The sequence below is a fragment of the Pseudomonas sp. GV071 genome (genome assembly GCF_003050835.1).
Taxonomy (GTDB): Bacteria; Pseudomonadota; Gammaproteobacteria; order Pseudomonadales; family Pseudomonadaceae; genus Aquipseudomonas.
On record NZ_QAOJ01000003.1, the window covers coordinates 29,008 to 47,376 of the forward strand.

Below are 18,369 nucleotides of genomic sequence, written 5' to 3' on the forward strand. Positions count from 1 at the left end.
ACGCTGAGCCCTGCCGCCTAATTCCCAAGGGAGCCCGCATGAGCCTTTCGCTGCTTAGCCGCTACGCGTTTTTTGTTGCCTGCCTTGTGTTCACCCTCGCCAGTCTGCCGTTCTATCACCATGAATGGCTGTGGCCTTTCACCCTGCTGACGGGCGTGCTGACCCTGGTGGGCATCGGCGATCTGCTGCAGACCCGCCACGCGGTGCGGCGCAATTACCCGATCCTGGGCAACATCCGTTATCTGGTCGAAGGCATCCGCCCGGAGATCCGCCAGTACCTGCTGGAGGCCGATGGCGACAAGCTGCCGTTCTCCCGCGCACAACGCTCCCTGGTGTATGCACGGGCCAAGAACGAGGGCGCCGACAAACCCTTTGGCACCCTGATCGACGTGTACCAGAACGGCTTCGAATTCATCGGCCACTCCATGCGCCCGGCGACGCTGACTGACCCCGACAGCTTTCGCGTGATCATCGGCGGCCCGGACTGCAAACAGCCCTACTCGGCTTCGCTGTTCAATATCTCGGCGATGAGCTTTGGCTCGCTGAGTGCCAACGCCATTCGTGCCCTCAACAAAGGCGCCAAGCTCGGTAATTTTATCCACGACACCGGCGAGGGCAGCATCAGCGAATATCACCGCGAACACGGCGGCGACCTCACCTGGGAACTGGGCAGCGGCTATTTCGGCTGCCGCACCAGCACCGGCCTGTTCGACCCCGAGCGCTTTGCCAAACAGGCGCAAAGCCCACAGGTGCGGATGATCGAGATCAAGCTTAGCCAGGGCGCCAAACCGGGCCACGGCGGCATTCTGCCCAAGCACAAAGTGACCAAGGAAATCTCCGAAACCCGTGGCGTGCCGATGGGCGAAGACTGCGTGTCGCCGTCGCGCCATAGCGCGTTCTCCACCCCCATCGAGCTGCTGCAGTTCGTCGCGCAATTACGCGAGCTGTCGGGCGGCAAACCGGTGGGCTTCAAGTTCTGCCTCGGCCACCCATGGGAATTCATGGGCATCGCCAAGGCCATGCTGGAAACCGGCATCGTGCCGGACTTCATCGTGGTCGACGGCAAGGAAGGCGGTACCGGCGCGGCGCCCGTGGAGTTCACCGACCATATCGGCGTGCCGATGCGCGAGGGCTTGCTGTTCGTGCACAACACCCTGGTGGGAATGAACCTGCGCGACAAAATCAAGCTGGGCGCCAGCGGCAAGATCGTCAGCGCTTTCGACATTGCCAGCGTGTTGGCAATCGGCGCCGACTGGGCCAACTCGGCGCGCGGATTCATGTTCGCCATCGGCTGCATCCAGAGCCAGAGTTGCCACACCAATAAATGCCCGACCGGCGTCGCCACCCAGGACCCGTTGCGCCAGCGCGCCCTGGTGGTGGAAGACAAAGCCCAGCGGGTCTACAGCTTCCACCGCAATACCCTCAAGGCCCTGGCAGAAATGCTCGCCGCAGCCGGGCTTTCCCATCCCAAACAACTGGACGCCCGCCACCTGGTACGACGGATTTCCGCGACTGAAATCAAGCTGTTTGCCCAGGAGCATGTGTTCCTCAAACCGGGTGAGTTACTCAGCGGCAAGATCAGCGGCGAGTTCTACGAGCGGATGTGGAAAATGGCCCGCGCCGACAGTTTTGAAGCCGCCCCACCTGAGCCTGACCACCAGCCGGCAGCCCCGGCCAAACCCGACGCGATGCAAACCGCCTGAGCCGACCGCTCACCCAATCAGCCAATCAGCCAATCACTCAACGGAAAGTTACACTAAGTGAAACTTTCCGTTGAGTGATTGACCTTGCCAGCGCCATCACTCAACACTAACTTACAGTTTGTGTAACTTTCCGCTGAGTGATACTCGCCATGCTGCCCTCGTCCACGCCCATTCAACCGATGCGCCAGTTGCTCCACAGCCTGTATGCGCTGGCGGGCCCGGAGCGCTATCTGTTTACCCCCGACGACCTGCGCGCGCTGGTACCAGAGCTGTCTGACGGCGCCTACAAAACCCTGCTCAGCCGCGCCGACAGTGGCGCACTGCTGCGCCGGGTGTGCCGTGGCCTGTATCTGTTCGAGCCCGCCGCACCGCGTAACGGCCTGTTGCTGATGCACGCTGCCGCACGTTTGCGAGCCGGCTATTTCAACTACCTGAGCCTTGAGACCGTGCTGAGCGACAGTGGGGCGATTTCCCAGGTGCCGATCAGTTGGATCACCCTGATGTCCTCCGGGCGCAGCAGCCAGATCGATTGCGGGCGCTGGGGCACCATCGAGTTCGTCCACACCCGCCAGCAGCCGGCCGAGCTGGCCGAACACCTGCAATACGATGCGCGCTGCCGGCTGTGGCGTGCGACCCCGCAGCAGGCGTTGCGCGATATGCGCGCCACGCGCCGCAACAGAGACCTGGTCGCCCCAGCGCAGATGGATGGGAGCAACGCAGATGAGCCTGTTTGATCGGCTGGTCGATGAAGCACTGCGCAACAGCCAAGAGTTGGCGCCGCTGCGGGTGGTGGTGGAAAAAGAACTGCTGCACCACGACATCATGCGGGCCCTGAGCAGCGCCGGTCTGCTGGCCAGGCTGACCTTTATCGGCGGCACTTGCCTGCGTGCCTGTTACGGCTCCAACCGCTTGAGTGAAGACCTCGACTTCACCGGCGGTGCCGACTTCAGCCGCGAGCAGTTGGCCGAACTGGCGCAGGTGCTGGTCGATACCCTTAAAGGCAAATACGGCCTGGCGGTCACCGTCAGCGAACCCCGCAAGGAAACCGGCAACGTCGACACCTGGAAGCTGAAAATCCAGACCCGCGCTGAAAGCGCGAGCCTGCCGGCGCAGCGGATCAACATCGACGTCTGCGCCATCCCCAGTTACCGCCCCGAGCCGTCGTTGCTGCTCAACCCCTATGGCGTTGATATGGGCACCAGCGGTTTGATCGTGCAGGCGCAGACACGTGAAGAAATCTATGTGGATAAAGTGCTGGCCTTCGCCCTGCGCGCCAACCGCTTCAAGAACCGCGACCTGTGGGACCTGCTCTGGCTGCGCCAGCAAGGGATGACGCCGGCGTGGGAGTTGTTGCAACGCAAGCTGGCAGACCATCGCTGTACGCCCCTGGACTTCCAACAGGCCTTTGCCCAGCGAACTGCATGGATGGACAGCGATGAGCAGGTAGCCGCTGACTTTCGCCACGAGATGCGCCGTTTTCTGCCAACCCGGCTGGTGACCGGCACGGTCAATGAACCGGCGTTCTGGTCGGTGCTGGTCCGCCATCTGCGCGAACTGAACGGCCAGGTACAACGCACCCTGAACGACAGCGCCGAAGCCGTTTTCGCTATGTAAAAAAGCGCGCCCGCCCTGCTATTCTCGCCCCTCATTGCCTTCCCACGGATAACCCAGCATGGCTTTGCATACCTGGCTCGTTTACCTGCTCGCGGTTGTCGGCCTGTCGCTCACGCCGGGGCCCAACGCCCTGTTGGCCCTCAGCCATGGCGCCTTGTATGGCCAGCGCAGAACCCTGTTCACCATCGGCGGCGGCATGCTCGGGTTCACCCTGTTGATGGCCTTGTCGATGTTCGGTATCGGCGCGCTGTTGCAGGCGTCGGCCCATGCCTTGACGGTGTTGAAGTGGGTCGGCGGCGCCTACCTGGTGTGGCTGGGCATTCAACTCTGGCGGGCGCCACCGATCGAGCTGAACATCGAGGGCGCGGGGCCGAGCAAGTCGGGGCACGCGCTGTTTCGCCAGGGGCTGCTGTCGGCCATTTCCAATCCAAAAGTCATCCTGTTTTTCGGCGCCTTTCTGCCGCAATTTCTCGACCCCGAGCGCCCGCTGTGGCTGCAGTTCGTGATTCTGGTCCTGACCTTTGTGCTGTTCGAGGGCGTGGTCGAATTCCTGCTGGCACGCATGGCCCATCGTATCCGCCCCTGGTTGGAGCGCAGCGGCAAGGGTTTCAACCGCTGCTGCGGTAGCCTGTTCGCCCTGATGGGGGCGGCGCTGCCGACCTTGCGTTAAGCCATGGCCCGCGCAGCCCCACCGGATTTACACAGCCCAGGCGCCGCCCTGCGTGCCGTAGCACGCAGCTACCCGCGCGGGATGTTCATCGAACCGCACGCCCACGACTGGGGCCAATTGCTGTACGCCATGAGCGGCATCATGTGGGTGGAAACGCCCAGTGAAGCGGTGCTGGTGCCGCCGCTGCGCGCGGTGTGGTTGCCGACCCAGGTGCCCCATGCGGTACGCGTGGTCTCGGAGTTGGAGATGCGCAACATCTACCTGCGTCCGGACCAACCCCACAGCCTGCCCGGCAGCACCCAGGTGCTGGAAGTGCGGCCGTTGTTGCGTGAGCTGATTCTCGCCCTGGTCGAGCAACAAGGCGCCGAAGACAGCGCCTATTACCAAAGCCTCAGCGCCCTGGCTGTGCTCGAATTGCAGCGTGCTCAGCATTCGCACCTGCGTGTACCACTGCCGGATGCCAGCGACCGGCGCTTGCTCAACCTGTGCCAGGCAGTGATCGCTTCGCCGTCACAAGCCTTCTCCTTTGAACAGCAAGCAGCTGCCGCTGGCGCCAGCGTGCGCACCCTGGCGCGGTTGTTTCAGGACAGCCTGGGCATGGGCTTCGCCCACTGGCGTCGGCAAGTACAGCTGGCGACCGCGGTGGCGGCGCTCATCGAAGGCACACCCGTCAGCCGGATTGCCGCCGACCTTGGCTACCGCCCGAGCAGCTTCAGCGACATGTTCCGCCGCGAGCTGGGCGTAGCACCGAGCGACTACCTGGCATCGCGCTGAGCCAGCACTTTGGCCGACAAACAGAAGCCTTTGACCTGAGCACCGTTTTCCGGTCGCTAGACTGAGCCCATTCCCCCTTCACTACCGGGAACGGAGGCTCACATGAACTACCTGATTTCCCTGTCCGCCGGCCTGCTGGTTGGCGTGATCTACAACCTGCTGGACGTGCGTTCACCGGCTCCGCCCGCTATTGCTCTGGTCGGTTTGCTCGGCATGCTGGCGGGCGAGCAGTTGCTGCCGTTCGGGCGGCAACTGATCGGCCACTGGTTGTCCTGATCGTCCTTCTACTTATCTGCCAAAGCGCTTATCTGCCGAACCACAAGGAGCAGCCATGCACGCGTTGCGATTCACCCTCAAGGGCGACCTGAATTCCCTCCAGCACGTTGAAGTGCCCACCCCACTTGCTGGCGACGGCGACGTGCTGGTGGAAATTCGCGCTGCCGGCCTCAACCCCAGTGACGTGAAAAACGTCCTCGGCCGTTTCCCGTACACCACGGTGCCGCGGATTCCCGGGCGCGACTTTGCTGGCGTAGTCGTGCAGGGCCCGCAGCACCTGCTCGGCCAAGCAGTATGGGGCACCGGCAAGGGCCTGGGTTTTACCCGCGATGGCAGCCATGCCAGTCATATCGCCCTGCCCGCTGCCGACGTAGCGCTCAAGCCGCAATCGCTGAGCTTCGCCCAAGCCGCCAGCTGCGGCGTGCCGTTCACCACGGCCTGGGATGCGGTGGAGCGCACCCAGGTAAAAGCCGGCACGGCCTTTCTGGTGATCGGCGCCAACGGCGCAGTGGGTGATGCGGCCGTCAACCTGGCCAAAGCCCGAGGCGCTCGTGTGCTGGCCGCAGTACGCCGTCCAGAATCACTGGCGGACCTGGCCAGCCGTGGCATTCCGGCCATTCTGCTGGGTGACCCGGTGGCCCTGCCTGTGCAGGTGGAGGAGCACTTCCCAGGTGGCGCCGAAGTGATTTTTGACACCACCGGCTTCTGGCTGCCAGCTGCCGTTCCGGCCCTGGCCACCTTCGGCCGCCTGGCCATTATCGCCGCGCCGGTGGATGGCCTGGTTCAGTTGCCGGCCCTGGCCCTGTACCGCCGCGGTGGCGTACTGGTGGGCGTCAACTCGCTGCTGTACACCCCGCAGGAATGTGCGGCGATGCTCGACGGCTTTGGCGGCCTGTTCGATCAGGGCCTGCTGCCGTTGCCCACCGAGCTGCGTGAAGTGCCGCTCAGCGAAGGCGTCGCCAGCTACCAGGCAGTGAACGGCGGCAGCGGCGATAAATTCATTCTGCTGCCCTGATCGCGGCGACACGGGCGCGGGCTTGTGGTTAAGATTGCCTGCCCTCGCCCGTTTGCCGGCCTGCTGAAAACCGGTAGCCGGGCGAATGACTCAGCCCGGTATTGCCATGCGCTTTCTGCCACTCGCCCTTCTGCTGTTCTGCGCCTGCAGCGCCGCGGATGAGCGCCCCCTGCGTTTTTCGGTGATCGAAAGCTGGGCCATGCCACTGATCAAAGTGGACAACGGTGAAGCCGTGGGCGGCATCGTCTATGACCTGCAAATGCGCCTGGCGCAGAAGGTCGGGCGCCGCGCCGAAATGCTCGTGCTGCCACGCAAACGCGTACAGGCCATGCTGGTCCGCGGCGAGATCGATGTGCGCTGCTACGTGAACCCGACCTGGATGACCGAGTCGCACCACCAGTACATCTGGAGCGTGCCGTTCATGACCCAGCGCGACCTCTTGGTGGCACGTACTCCGCGTACCGTGACCCTGGAGCAATTGCATGGCGAACTGGTGGGCACGGTGCTCGGGTATGTCTACCCGCAGCTGCAACCCAAGTTTGACAGCCACGACCTGCAACGCGACGACGCCCGTACCCAGGAACTGGCGCTGCTCAAGCTCGACGCCGGGCGCAACAACTACGCGGTCAGCAGCGAGCTGACCCTGAACTGGTTCAATCGCGATCAACCGCCACACCACAAACTGCAACCCTTGCTGGAACTGTCCTCGGACCTGGCCTCGTGCATTGTCCGCGACGAACCCGACGTACCGACCATGGCGCTGCTGCGTGCGATGGTGCAAATGAGCAACGACGGCGAATTTGAAAAAATCCTCGCCCGCTACCGCTAAGCCCTATTTTTGATAGGTTTTTCTGTCACCCTGCCCCATCGGTGAGTACATCACCGCTCGATTGTTTTTCGATTTGAGGCTGTACCCATGACTGATGTATTGCCCGCTGCGGCGCACACCACGCCAATGGCCAAACGCCTGTCGGCCCGCGCCATTATCTTGATCGAACTGGCCCTGGCACTCGGTGGTTTTGCCATCGGCACCGGCGAATTTTCGATCATGGGCCTGATGCCCAATGTCGCTGCCGGCCTCGGAATCAGCGAGCCGCAAGTCGGCAATGTGATCAGCACCTACGCCCTGGGTGTGGTGGTGGGCGCGCCGTTATTGGCGATCCTCGGTTCACGCTTGCCGCGGCGCAGCCTGCTGCTGTTGTTGATGGCGATTTTCGCCGTGGGCAACTTTGCCACCGCGCTGTCGCCGGACTACCACTCGATGATGCTGTTCCGCTTCTTCGCCGGCCTGCCCCATGGCGCCTACTTTGGTGTGGCGATGCTGGTGGCGGCTAACATGGCACCGCCGCACAAACGGGCAAAGGCGGTCAGCCGGGTGATGCTCGGCCTGACCGTGGCGATTCTGGTGGGCAACCCGCTGGCCACCTTGATAGGCCAGTACTTCAGTTGGCGTTTTGCCTTTGCCCTGGTCGGCGTGATTGCGCTGTGTACCGTGGCCATGGTCGCCTGGTTTCTGCCACCGGACAGCAGCGAACCACCGAGCTATCCGATGCGCGAACTGCGCGCCTTCAACCGGCCCCAGGTGTGGCTGGCCCTGGCGATCAGCGCGGTGGGTTTTGCCGGCATGTTCTGCGTGTTCAGCTACATGGCGCCGACCTTGCTGCAGGTGACCCAGCTGTCCACCGCCTGGATTCCATTTGCCCTGGCCGCGTTTGGCCTGGGCAGCATCGTCGGCAACATGGTCGGCGGCTGGCTGTTCGATAAATTGCAGTTCAAGGCAGTGGCCTGGCTGCTGGTATGGAGCGCGCTGGTGCTGGTGATTTTCCCCAGCGCTGCGCTGTCGGCCTGGACCGTACTGCCGGCAGTGTTTGCCGTGGGCACCATGGTGTCGCTCGGCGCACCGCTGCAAACCCATTTGATGGACGTTGCCCAGGAAGCACAAACCCTGGCAGCCGCCTCCAACCATGCCGCCTTCAACTTCGCCAATGCCCTGGGGCCGTGGCTCGGCGGTATGGCCATCAGCGCCGGGTATGGCTGGACCTCCACCGGCTACATCGGCGCGGCGACGGCGCTGGCCGGGTTGGTGGTGTTTTTCGTGGCGTGGCGGTTCGAGCCAACGTCGTGATCTCGTAGGAGCGGCTTCAGCCGCGATGCTTGTGATCTAAAAGCATCGCGGCTGAAGCCGCTCCTACACGAAAAGCACTCGGTTTATTGGTCAGGGGCCAACGGCTTTACCAACGGCGCCTTGCCGTCGGAAAGCAACCAGGCCACCAGCACCGCCGGTTTGTTCTTGCTCGGATTACGGGTCACCCGATGCTCCTGCCCTGGCGCCTCGTACCAGGCATCACCGGCCTTGTACGTCTGCACCGGGGCGTTATCCAACTGCGACTCCACCACCCCGGAAACCACCACCACAAACACCGGCCCCGGATGGGTATGCGGGCGCGAAGTGGCGCCCGGGGCGAACTCGACGCGCAGTGCCTTGGCATCCGAGCCGACCGCTGCGGGCAATTGCGCGTGCGCCACTGGTGTTACCGTTTCATCCCCCGCCCCGCCACCGTGGGCGTTGGCCAGTCCGCTAAATAGGGCAAGCGCCAGCGCCGCTACTCGAAATGAATGGTTCATGATCACACCGCCGGCTGCATGGCGAAGCCCACACCAAAACGGTTCCAGGCATTGATGGTAGCGATGGCGAAAGTCAGGTCGGCCAGTTCGCGTTCGTTGAACTGCTCAGCGACCTCGGCATATACCGCGTCCGGCGCGCCGCGTTCGGCCAGCAGAGTGAGGGTCTCGGTCCACAGCAGGGCAGCGCGTTCACGCTCACTGAAAAACGGCGTTTCGTGCCAGGCCGAGAGAGCGAAAATGCGCCGTGGGGTTTCACCCAGTTTGATTGCGTCGGCGGTGTGCATGTCGATGCAGTAAGCGCAGCCATTGAGTTGCGAGGCGCGGATTTTCACCAGTTCGTGCAGGGACTTTTCCAGCGACGACTCGCCCATGGCTTTTTCCAGACCCAGCAGCGCTTTGAAAGCGTGTGGGGCGACTTGGGCGTAGTTGACTCGTGCGTTGCTCATGTTGGTAATCCTCAACGTGCCCCGGCTGGATGCCGGGAATGGGCTTACTGTATTGCTCACGATTCTTTGGATAAACCGGCTAGACTCGGAAACATTAGACGATTAACCGGACAATCATGGCCTTCGACCGACTCGATGCAATGCGTGCGTTCTGCAGGATTGTGGAACTGGGCAGTTTCACCCGCGCCGCCGAGGCTTTGGTCACGGCCAAGACCACCTTGTCCGGGCAGATCCAGGCGCTGGAAAGCCAGCTCGGGGTAAAACTGCTGCACCGCACCACCCGCCGCGTATCGCCGACCACCGATGGCGCCGCCTACTACGAACGGGCGCGGGCGCTGCTCGAAGACATGGACGAACTGGAAGCCAGCGTCTCGCAAACCCGCACCCTGGCCCGCGGCAAAGTGCGGGTGGACATGCCCTCGCCGGTCGGGCGCTTTTTGCTGATTCCCGCCCTGCCGGATTTTGTCGCCCAATACCCGGAGATCCAGCTCGACCTGGGCTGCAGCGAGCGGGTGGTGGACCTGGTGCAAGAAGGTGTCGACTGCGCGATTCGCGGCGGCACCGTCACCGACCCCGACCTGGTCTGCCGCGCCATCGGCCAGATGCGTTTTGTGCTCTGCGCCGCGCCGCACTACCTGCACGGCAAGCCAGCGATTCACAGCCCGGTCGACCTCGCCCAGCACCGTTTTCTCGCCTTCGTGTTCCCCGCCAGCGGCCGGCAAAACCCGGTGCGTTTGCAGCGCGGCGACGACAGCGTGCTGCTCGAACAAACCCCGGCCATGCGCTTCAACAGTGGCGGCGCCTATATGGCGGCGGCCGAGGCCGGGCTGGGGTTTGTCGCCGTGCCGCTGTGCGAGGCGCAAGCGTTGCTGCACAGCGGCAAGCTGGTGCAAGTGCTGCCGGACTGGAGCCTGGCGAGCATGCCGATGAGCTTGGTCTACCCCTATGCCCGGCGCTTGTCGGCACGGGTTCGGGCGTTTACCGAGTGGGCGGTGAACACCATGGCTGAGGACCCGTTGTGGCGGTTGTGAGCACCTTTCCCCGGAATCGAGGCTGAAGCCTCTCCCATAAAGGACTGCGCTTTTAAACTACCCAACCAAAGCTGGGGCGCCGAGACTCGGCGGTCACTACCCCAGCCTCTACACTGGCCTCCCCTTCCCCAGCAGGCCAGCGCCCATGCGTACGCTTTACCAGTTCCCGATCTCCCACTACTGCGAAAAGACCCGCTGGCACCTGGACCACAAAGGCCTGGCCTATCAGGTAGACGACCTCTTTCCCGGCCTGCACCGCTTGCAAAGCCGGCGCCTGGCCGGTATCGACACGCTGCCGATTCTGCGTGACGGCGCCGAGGTGGTGGGCGACTCCAGCACCATCGCCCTGTACTTGGAACAGCACTACCCCAACGCCCCGCTGCTGCCCGCCGATGCCGAGCAGCGCACCGCAGTGCTGGAACTGGAAGAACACTTCGACCGCATGGGCGTGCACGTACGCCGCTGGCTGTATGGGCAGATCCGTGACTGGCGCACGGTGATGCTGGCGATGCTCAAACCTTATCGCCCGCTGTTCGGCCTGCGCGATGCGATGAAGCCGGTGCTACGCAACGGCGTGTTGCGCCTGTACGGCGTCACGCCGCCACGGGTGGAGAAGTCGCGGCTTGAATTGCTCGAAGGGTTGAAGCTGATTGAACAACTGACTGACAACGACCCGGCGCGCTACCTGGTGGGCGAGCGCCTTAGCCTGGCAGATATCGCCGCGGCGGCCTTGTATGCGCCGATCTTTACCCCGGCAGGCACACCCTGGGCCGAGATCAGCGGCCATGATGGCGAGACCCAGGGTTTTCTCGATGAGCTGCATGCGCGCCCGGCCGGGCAGTGGATCATGCGCCGCTACGCCGAAGACCGCGCACGGCGCTAAGGCGTTCTTTCGATGAAATGCGCTACCTGTGCGAGGGGCTTGAGCCGCGAGCTTTTAAAACATCAAAAGCATCGCGGCTGAAGCCCCTCCCACGGAGCGAGACAAGACTCAAACCACTGCAGGCTTGAGAAACGCCTCGATATCCACCTCATCGATCTGCTCCACCTGCAGGTGCTTTTTCGCGTAGCGCAGCGGCATTCCCGATTGCAGGAACAGGGCAAACAGGTCGGCGTCGATATGGCCCTTGTCGCGCAGGTTGGCGAGGATGCGCACCGACTCGGAAAGGGTCTTGGCTTTTTTGTACGGGCGGTCGGAGGCGGTCAGCGCTTCGAACACGTCGGCAATCGCCATGATCCGCGCCGGGATCGACAGTTTGTCTTTATCCAGTTGCCGCGGGTAGCCAGTGCCCAGCAGGTTTTCATGGTGGGTACCGGCGTATTCCGGCACCCGCTTGAGGTTGCGCGGCAGCGGCAGGTTCTCCAGCATCATGATGGTCTGGATGATGTGTTCGTTGATCTTGAAGCGCTCTTCTTCGGTCAGAGTGCCGCGGCTGACACTCAGGTTGTAGAGCTCGCCGTAGTTGTACAGGTGCTCGGGCACCGTCACCTTGAAGCCGTATTTGGCGTCGAACTCGCGGCCGGCCGTGCGCGGGAAAATATGCTGCGCTTTGTCCGCCAGCAGGCTTTCCTGGGCTGGCAGTTCGGCTATCGGGAGATGTTCCACGCGGTGCAGTTCGGCTTGCGACAACCCCAGGCGATCATCGAAATGGCGCAGCCACGGGCGCTGGCCAATGTGCTGCAGGCGTTCGATGCGCTCGGGCGCCATCAGCTCGCTGCCGATATTGCACTCGGCGACATAGGCGAACTCGTCCTGCAACTGCACTAGCACCCGTTGGTATTCAGCCCGCGCGCCGTCTTCGTCGACACCGTCCCGAATGGCCTGCAGGCAGGCGATATGGGCGTCGCGAAGGAGCACTTCGAAGCGCATGCGCACTTCGTGAATGCGGTTGTAGATGGTCTCCAGCTTGGTCGCCTTGTCCACCACGTGCTCGGGGGTGGTGATCTTGCCGCAGTCGTGCAGCCAGGCGCCGATGCGGAACTCGCGCCACTCGTCAGCGGAGTTGAAACTGAACTCGGCCAGCGGCCCGTGGCTGACTTTGCAGGCCTCTTCGGCGAGCATCAGGGCCAGCTCCGGCACCCGCTCGCAGTGGGCGCCGGTGTAGGGACTCTTGGCGTCGATGGCACCGGCAAGAATTTCGATCATGGCGTCGATCAGCGCCTTCTGCGCATCGATCAGGTTGTGGTTGTCGAGGGCGATGGCGGCTTGCGAGGCCAGCGCGCCCACGTACGACAGCACCTGCGGCGAGAAGGCCACTACCTCGCCGGTCAGCGGGTCGAGGGCGTTCATGAATTGCAGCACGCCGATCACTTCACCCTGGCGCGGCGCCAATGGCACGCTGAGCATTGACACGGTGCGATACCCCGACTGGGTATCGAAATGCCGGGTTCCGCTGAGGTCGAAACGGGTTTCGGTGTAGACATCGTCAATCACCACCGCCTGATTGTGCAGCGCGGTGTAGGTGGACACATGGCGCTCGTTGGGCAGGCCGCTGACCGGGTCGTGCAGAACGATCTCGCTGGCCGGCAGGTCGTCGTCCATCGAGCGCAAGGCAAAACGCAGGGTGTCGTGTTCGGTCTTCAGGTACATGGTCGCGGCTTGCGCGTTACAGATCTGCTTGCCCTGCATGAGGATGTGCCGCAGCAGTGCCTCGTGGTCGCGCTCGGAGGACAGCAGCAAACCGTTCTCCACCAGGCTGGCGAGTTTCAGTTGGGTTTCCTGCAGGGTGCGGGTCTGGTGTTGCAGCGCCGCCTTCATGCTCGAATGGTTGCGGTTGAGGCTGTCGACTTCGTAGAACATCGAGGCCTTGGGCTGCTCGCCGGAAAAATCCATCTCACGGATCAGCCGCGTGTCTTCGGCCAGGCGCTCGATGGTGCGGTTAATACTGTCCATGCCGTTGAGCGCCAATGGTAGGGTGCACAACAGCACCACCACCGACAGCATCAGCACGGTGGTCGCAGGCAGGCCGAAAGTCAGCGCCAGAATGGGCAGTAACTGCAAAACAAAAAACGCGGTTAGAACAACTGACCAGTTCTTTAAACGGAACTTGAAAAATGCTGTTGTCATACTGCAACCCGTTATAAGAAATTCCTTTTTGCCGTGATACTGGCAAATCCCATTGATCGCAGCTTTTATAAGTAGCGACAATACGACCTCACATGCGTCGCACCGTTCTACCCAGCTTGCTCAGAAGGTTTTAAACCCAGGAAATCGGGACATTCAGGGAGACTAGTATGTTTGTGCCAAAAAAAACCAGCCTTTGGTTATTCAGTGTCATCGCCCCACTGCTTTTTTCCACCTGGCTGCACGCCGCTGAAGAGCCGGCCAAACTACCTGCGACCAACGCCAAAGCCATCGGTTATGTGATGAAAACCGAAGGTGATGCCGCCGTGATCGTCGATGGCAAAGCGCAACCGGCCACAGTCGGCATGCCGGTGTTCGTTGGGAGCTCGATCAAGACCGGTGCCAACGGCTCACTCGGCGTGACCCTGGAAGACAACACGCTGATGTCGTTCGGCCCCAATAGCCAGCTGAGTTTCGATGCCTTCGTCTATGAGCCCTCGGCGCAAGACCTCAAACTCAGCGCGAAAATCACCCACGGCACGCTCAACTACATCTCCGGGGTGATCGCCAAACTCAAACCCGAAGCGGTGGAAATCAATACCCCCACTGGCACCATCGGCGTGCGAGGCACCCACTTCCTGGTGAAAGTCGACGGTTGAGGCGCAGCATGCCCTGGTCTCTGTTTCGCGGGTTTGCCATGTTGCTGTTGGCCCTGTGTGCCACCGGCTGTGCGTCGAAATCCTATGTGGTGCTGATGGAAAGCCCCGACGGCACCACCGGTGCCATCGTGGTCGAAACCGCCAATGGCACTACCCGAGTCGACAAGAAAATGGATGCGGTGGCGCTGGATGGCAAAAGTGCGAAGACCTTTGCCGTTGAGCAGCCGCGCATCGACCAGGACTTCTCCGCCGCCCTGCAAGCCCAGCCGGCCTTGCCGGTGACCTTCCGCCTGTATTTCGAAACCGGCACGGCCAACCTTACCCAGCAATCCAAAGCCGACTTCCAGAACGTGCTGAGCACCCTGCGCGCGCGTGGCCCGTCGGCGGTGTCGGTAATCGGCCACACCGATACCGAAGGCAAAAGCAGCTGGAATGAGCAGATTGGTCTCAAGCGCGCCAAGGCCATCGCCGAGCTGTTCAAGAAGGAAGGTATTCAGGTGATCGAGCTGGTGGTCACCTCCCATGGCGAAAGCAACCTGCTGGTGAAAACCCCGGACGATACGCCCGAGCCGCGTAATAGGCGGGTGGAGATTATTGTTCGGTAGGTTGGGTTGAGCCGCAGGCGAAGCCCAACGGGATGTGCAAGTTTCGTTGGGCTTCGCCTATGGCTCAACCCAACCTACGACCTACTTGCGGCTCATCACAAAGGCATCCCCCTGCTCACCCGCCTGCAACCGCTGCCAATGAAACCGCACCAGCCCATCCTCCGGCCGCTGCTCATGCAACACCGCAAACGCCGCCAAGGCGCCCGGGTCGTTGGCCATCAACAGCAGGTAGGCGGCGTCGTAGGCATCGTCCAATGCCTCCAACGGCTCGAACACCTCCACCGCCGCCGACTTGCCCTTCAACTGCACCTTACCCACTCCACGCATCGGCACCTGCGGGTTGCTGCGGGCGATGGTGGCTGACACACAGACCCGTGTGCCCACATGCTGGTTGAGGCTTTCCAGGCGTGAGGTGGTGTTCACCGGATCGCCGAGGGCGCGGTAGTCGAAAATGGTCGAGCCACCGAAGTTACCCACCACCACCTCACCGCTGTGCACACCGATGCGGGTTTGCCCGAAGGCAATGCCGGCCGCTTGCAGCTGGGCCACATAGCCCTGGGCAAAACGGTCGATTTCCAGCGCGCAGTTGAGCGCGCGCTGGGCATGATCGGCTTGCGGCAGGGGCGCGGAAAACATGATCGCCACCGCATCGCCGACGATGCGATCAAGGGTGCCGTCGTGACGGAAGGCGATACCGATCACCTGTTCCAGGTAATCGTTGAGCAGGCTCACCACCGCTTCCGGGCTTTGCCGCTCCATCATCTCGGTAAAGCCAGTGAGGTCGGTGAAGACAAAGCTGCACACCTGGCGCTGGCCACCGAGGGTCAGTTGGCCGGGGTTATCCACCAGGTGTTTGACCAGGTTGGGCGACACGTAGCGGGAGAACGCCTCGCGCACCCAGCGCTGCTCACGCTCACTGGCAACGTGGTGGCTGATGCTCGCCACGCTGTAGAGCAACACCAGGCCCAGGCTTGGGGTGAACAGGTCGAGCAGCAGGCGCTGCTCGCTGAAGGCGTGCCAGCCCAGGCCATTGAAGAGGGCGATCAACAACAGCGTCACCCCTGCCGCCAGCAAGGCGCGCAGACGCAGAGCCAGCACACATACGAGCAAGCCACCTAGCACCAGCGCCAGCGCCTCTACGGCCCGCGCCCAACCCGGCCGCTGCAGATAGTCGCCGCTGAGCACTTGTTCCAGCGCCTGGGCATGCACTTCAACCCCCGGAATGATCCCGCCCAATGGGCTGAAGCGCAGGTCCTGCAGGCCCTGGGCGGACGTGCCGATCAAGGCGATGCTGCCCTGCAAGCCGGCGGGTGCCTGGCCGGACAGCACCTGCCAGGCGGGAATGCTGCGCGCCGCCTGCGGCACACTGAAATGCACCCACAACTCGCCACGGCGGTTGGTCGGAATCTGCACCCGGCCAATGTCGATGCGCTCCACCCCGGCTTCGCCGGTGTACACCCGGTACAACGGCGAGCGTTGCGCCACCCGCAATGCTTCGGCCACCAGCGACGGCCGCGCTTCATCACCCAAGGCCACCAGCAGCGGCACCTTGCGCACCACGCCATCGGTGTCAGGTTCGAAGGTCAGTGCACCGTTGCCGACAGCGGCCTGTTCCAATATCGGCAGTGCGCGCACAGCACCGGCATAGTGCGGCAGGAACGGCAGTGGCGACGGTTCGCTCGCCACCAGGCCATAACGGCCCAGGGGCAAGCCATTGCCCGCCGCATGACGCTCGGTGGCAAAGCCCAGCACCACGTTGCTGCTGGCCAACGCCGTGGCCAGTTGGCTGTCGTGATCGGGCAAGGCTTGCAGCTGGCTGAGCAGCGCGTCGTCCAGGCCCTGGTCCTGGAGCAATAGCGCCGGCGAGGTGCGGTCCGGCTCGGCGAACAGCACGTCGAAGACAATCGCCGCCGTGCCGGCCTCGCGCAGTTTGTCCACCAGTTCGGCCACCCGGGTGCGCGGCCAAGGCCACTGGCCAAGGCGCGCCAGGCTGGCTTCGTCGAGGTCGATAATGCGCACCGGCGCCTCGTTGTAGACCCGCGGTTGCCAGCGCTGGAATTGATCGAACACAGCGTTGTGCAGCTTTTGCAGCGGCAACGGCGCCAGTACCAGCAGCGCCATGCACAGCAGCAGCGCCACCCCACAACTGAGCCAACTCGACAACCTGCCACGGCGCTTGTGCATAGGGCGCTTACACCATGGCCAGCGGACGCTTGCGCGTCGGCGGCGGGAACACGCCGTCGAGCAGGCGCAGGTCGGCGGCGTCCAGGGTCAGTTCGAGGGCGGCGGCGTTGGCGCGCACGTGGGTGGGCGTCACCGCTTTGGGGATGGCGATCACCCCACCCTGTTGCACCAGCCAGGCCAGCGCCACCTGCGCCGGGGTGGCGTTATGCCGTTCGGCGATCTGCTGCAGAGTCGCATCGGCGAGCAAACGCCCGCCCTGGCCTACCGGGCAGTACGCCATCAGCGGCATGCCCTGCTGTTGGCACCAGGGCAGCAGATCGAAGCCGGCGCCACGTTGTTCGAGGCTGTACAGCACCTGATTGGTGGCGCAGGCGGGGTTGTGCAGTTCGTGCATGTCGTCGAGGTCGAAGTTGGATACGCCCCAGCGACCGATCTTGCCTTGTTCGCGCAGGCGTTCGAAGGCCTCAACGGTTTCTTCCAGGGGGTATTGGCCGCGCCAGTGCAGCAGGTACAGGTCGATGGCGTCGGTGCGCAGGCGTTTGAGGCTGCGCTCGCAGGCTTCGATGGCGCCGCGGCGGCTGGCGTTGTGGGGGTAGACTTTGCTGACCAGGTAGACCTGGTCGCGGATGCCTTGCAGGGCGTCGCCGACGACTTTTTCGGCGCCGCCTTCGCCGTACATTTCGGCGGTGTCGATCAGGCGCATGCCCAGTTCGACGCCCTGGCGCAGGGCAGCGACTTCGGCTTGGTGGGCGCCGGCGTTTTCGCCCATGCGCCAGGTGCCTTGGCCGATGGCGGGGAGGGGGTGGTTGGTGAGGTGGACGGTGTGCATGGAGGCTTCCCTATTCCTGTGTAAGTCTTCATTACCGCGGTTGCTGAACGTTTTTCGCGATTACGCGCAGCTTTTGTAGGGTGTGCTGTGCGCACCAAGCGATCTTCTGGCGATCGAGTTTCTTTGTCTTTACCGCGTTTACTGAACGTTTTGTTTCGCGCCTTACGCGCGACTCACTTTTTCCAATCGCGGAAAAAGTAAGCAAAAACGCTTGCCCCAACCTCGGGTCTTCGCTGCGCTGCGACTCCCCTCTCTCCGCCGTCGCTCCAGGGGCCGGCGAGACGGGCCATCCTTGGCCCTTCACGCTTTTCGCGGCTCCCGGCCGCTCAACCCCTTGCGCAACGACTCCGTTCGGCCTTCGCTAACGGGGCGGGTAGATCAACAGCAAGATCAACATCAAAAACTCGTACGAGTTTCCCTGTGGGAGGCTCCAGCCTCGATCCCTGCAAACGGTATTCTCAACTTTCCACCTCGTCATACCCCCGCCCCTGCCATTGCAGCAAACAAAACCCGTGGCCAAACGGGTCTCCGAAGGTGGCGATGCTGCACCAGGCTTCGTGGCGGATGGGGGCTTCGAGGGTGGCGCCGGCGGCGATGGCGCGGTCGCAGGCGGCGGTCAGGTCGTCGACCACGATGTCGAAATGAATGGGCGTCCAGTGCCGTTGGTAGTGGCGCGCAGCGCCTTTGCAGGGGCGGCTGCCGGTGGGGTTGGCGAGCAGGTAGATGGGCGTCGGGCCGCCCAGTAGCTCGGCGACCTCGCCGTCGAACAGGTGGCGGCTCAGGTGCAGGCCAAACGCTTCGGTGTAGAAGGCGATGCCGGCGGCGAGGTCGGGCACGTCGATGTTGAGCAGCAGGTTCATCAAGGCCTCCCTGG

The 18,369-nt window shown here is 63.1% G+C and carries 19 protein-coding genes; 13 read left to right on the forward strand and 6 right to left on the reverse strand.

What is annotated here, in order from left to right; translation table 11 throughout:
- Nucleotides 1–38: 38 nt before the first annotated feature.
- From C8K61_RS06670 to C8K61_RS06710, 9 genes are all read left to right on the forward strand, one after another.
- Nucleotides 39–1,703: an FMN-binding glutamate synthase family protein gene (locus C8K61_RS06670; RefSeq protein ID WP_108095431.1), complete on the forward strand. Its 1,665-nt coding sequence runs from the start codon at nt 39–41 to the stop codon at nt 1,701–1,703.
- Between the two features lie 149 nt (nt 1,704–1,852).
- Nucleotides 1,853–2,437, forward strand: a complete 585-nt coding sequence (gene abiEi, locus C8K61_RS06675; RefSeq protein WP_178086431.1) for a type IV toxin-antitoxin system AbiEi family antitoxin — start codon at nt 1,853–1,855, stop codon at nt 2,435–2,437.
- On the forward strand, nt 2,424–3,317 hold the full coding sequence (locus tag C8K61_RS06680) for a nucleotidyl transferase AbiEii/AbiGii toxin family protein (RefSeq protein ID WP_108095432.1): 894 nt from the start codon (nt 2,424–2,426) through the stop codon (nt 3,315–3,317). Before abiEi ends, C8K61_RS06680 begins: the two co-directional genes overlap by 14 nt.
- 58 nt (nt 3,318–3,375) lie before the next feature.
- Nucleotides 3,376–3,987, forward strand: a complete 612-nt coding sequence (locus tag C8K61_RS06685) for a LysE family translocator (RefSeq protein ID WP_108095433.1) — start codon at nt 3,376–3,378, stop codon at nt 3,985–3,987.
- A gap of 3 nt (nt 3,988–3,990) precedes the next feature.
- A complete protein-coding gene (locus C8K61_RS06690; RefSeq protein WP_108095434.1) occupies nt 3,991–4,761 on the forward strand; it encodes a helix-turn-helix domain-containing protein in 771 nt (256 codons plus the stop codon).
- Between the two features lie 102 nt (nt 4,762–4,863).
- Entirely contained in the window at nt 4,864–5,037 is a 174-nt protein-coding gene (locus C8K61_RS06695) for a DUF1427 family protein (RefSeq protein ID WP_108095435.1), read from the forward strand.
- A gap of 55 nt (nt 5,038–5,092) precedes the next feature.
- Nucleotides 5,093–6,052, forward strand: a complete 960-nt coding sequence (locus C8K61_RS06700; RefSeq protein WP_108095436.1) for a zinc-binding alcohol dehydrogenase family protein — start codon at nt 5,093–5,095, stop codon at nt 6,050–6,052.
- A gap of 85 nt (nt 6,053–6,137) precedes the next feature.
- Entirely contained in the window at nt 6,138–6,881 is a 744-nt protein-coding gene (locus tag C8K61_RS06705) for an ABC transporter substrate-binding protein (RefSeq protein ID WP_256589376.1), read from the forward strand.
- 87 nt (nt 6,882–6,968) lie between these two features.
- Nucleotides 6,969–8,177 (forward strand): MFS transporter, encoded by a 1,209-nt coding sequence (locus C8K61_RS06710; RefSeq protein ID WP_108095437.1) that lies wholly within the window; start codon nt 6,969–6,971, stop codon nt 8,175–8,177.
- 83 nt (nt 8,178–8,260) lie between these two features.
- Here the strand turns inward: C8K61_RS06710 and C8K61_RS06715 are convergent, their stop codons facing one another.
- Nucleotides 8,261–8,677, reverse strand: coding sequence for a cupin domain-containing protein (locus tag C8K61_RS06715; protein WP_108095438.1), 417 nt, complete (start codon nt 8,675–8,677; stop codon nt 8,261–8,263).
- A gap of 2 nt (nt 8,678–8,679) precedes the next feature.
- Nucleotides 8,680–9,123 (reverse strand): carboxymuconolactone decarboxylase family protein, encoded by a 444-nt coding sequence (locus tag C8K61_RS06720; RefSeq protein ID WP_108095439.1) that lies wholly within the window; start codon nt 9,121–9,123, stop codon nt 8,680–8,682.
- 116 nt (nt 9,124–9,239) lie between these two features.
- Here C8K61_RS06720 and C8K61_RS06725 point away from each other — a divergent pair, with 116 nt between their 5' ends.
- A complete protein-coding gene (locus C8K61_RS06725) occupies nt 9,240–10,154 on the forward strand; it encodes a LysR family transcriptional regulator (RefSeq protein WP_108095440.1) in 915 nt (304 codons plus the stop codon).
- Between the two features lie 145 nt (nt 10,155–10,299).
- On the forward strand, nt 10,300–11,037 hold the full coding sequence (locus tag C8K61_RS06730; RefSeq protein ID WP_108095441.1) for a glutathione S-transferase family protein: 738 nt from the start codon (nt 10,300–10,302) through the stop codon (nt 11,035–11,037).
- Nucleotides 11,038–11,145: 108 nt separating this feature from the next.
- On the opposite strand, the gene C8K61_RS06735 is transcribed toward C8K61_RS06730, so the two are convergent.
- Entirely contained in the window at nt 11,146–13,155 is a 2,010-nt protein-coding gene (locus C8K61_RS06735; protein ID WP_256589377.1) for an HD family phosphohydrolase, read from the reverse strand.
- Between the two features lie 233 nt (nt 13,156–13,388).
- Between C8K61_RS06735 and C8K61_RS06740 the strand changes: the two genes are divergently transcribed.
- Both C8K61_RS06740 and C8K61_RS06745 read left to right on the forward strand, forming a co-directional pair.
- A complete protein-coding gene (locus C8K61_RS06740) occupies nt 13,389–13,877 on the forward strand; it encodes a FecR domain-containing protein (RefSeq protein WP_108095443.1) in 489 nt (162 codons plus the stop codon).
- An 8-nt stretch (nt 13,878–13,885) separates the two neighbouring features.
- Entirely contained in the window at nt 13,886–14,482 is a 597-nt protein-coding gene (locus C8K61_RS06745) for an OmpA family protein (protein ID WP_108095444.1), read from the forward strand.
- Between the two features lie 81 nt (nt 14,483–14,563).
- Here C8K61_RS06745 and C8K61_RS06750 read toward each other — a convergent pair whose 3' ends face one another.
- From C8K61_RS06750 to C8K61_RS06760, 3 genes are all read right to left on the reverse strand, one after another.
- Nucleotides 14,564–16,666, reverse strand: coding sequence for a CHASE2 domain-containing protein (locus tag C8K61_RS06750; protein WP_108095445.1), 2,103 nt, complete (start codon nt 16,664–16,666; stop codon nt 14,564–14,566).
- Nucleotides 16,667–16,673: 7 nt separating this feature from the next.
- Nucleotides 16,674–17,495, reverse strand: coding sequence for an aldo/keto reductase (locus C8K61_RS06755; RefSeq protein ID WP_108095446.1), 822 nt, complete (start codon nt 17,493–17,495; stop codon nt 16,674–16,676).
- Nucleotides 17,496–17,953: 458 nt separating this feature from the next.
- Nucleotides 17,954–18,355: a VOC family protein gene (locus C8K61_RS06760; protein WP_108095447.1), complete on the reverse strand. Its 402-nt coding sequence runs from the start codon at nt 18,353–18,355 to the stop codon at nt 17,954–17,956.
- Between the last annotated feature and the right edge of the window lie 14 nt (nt 18,356–18,369).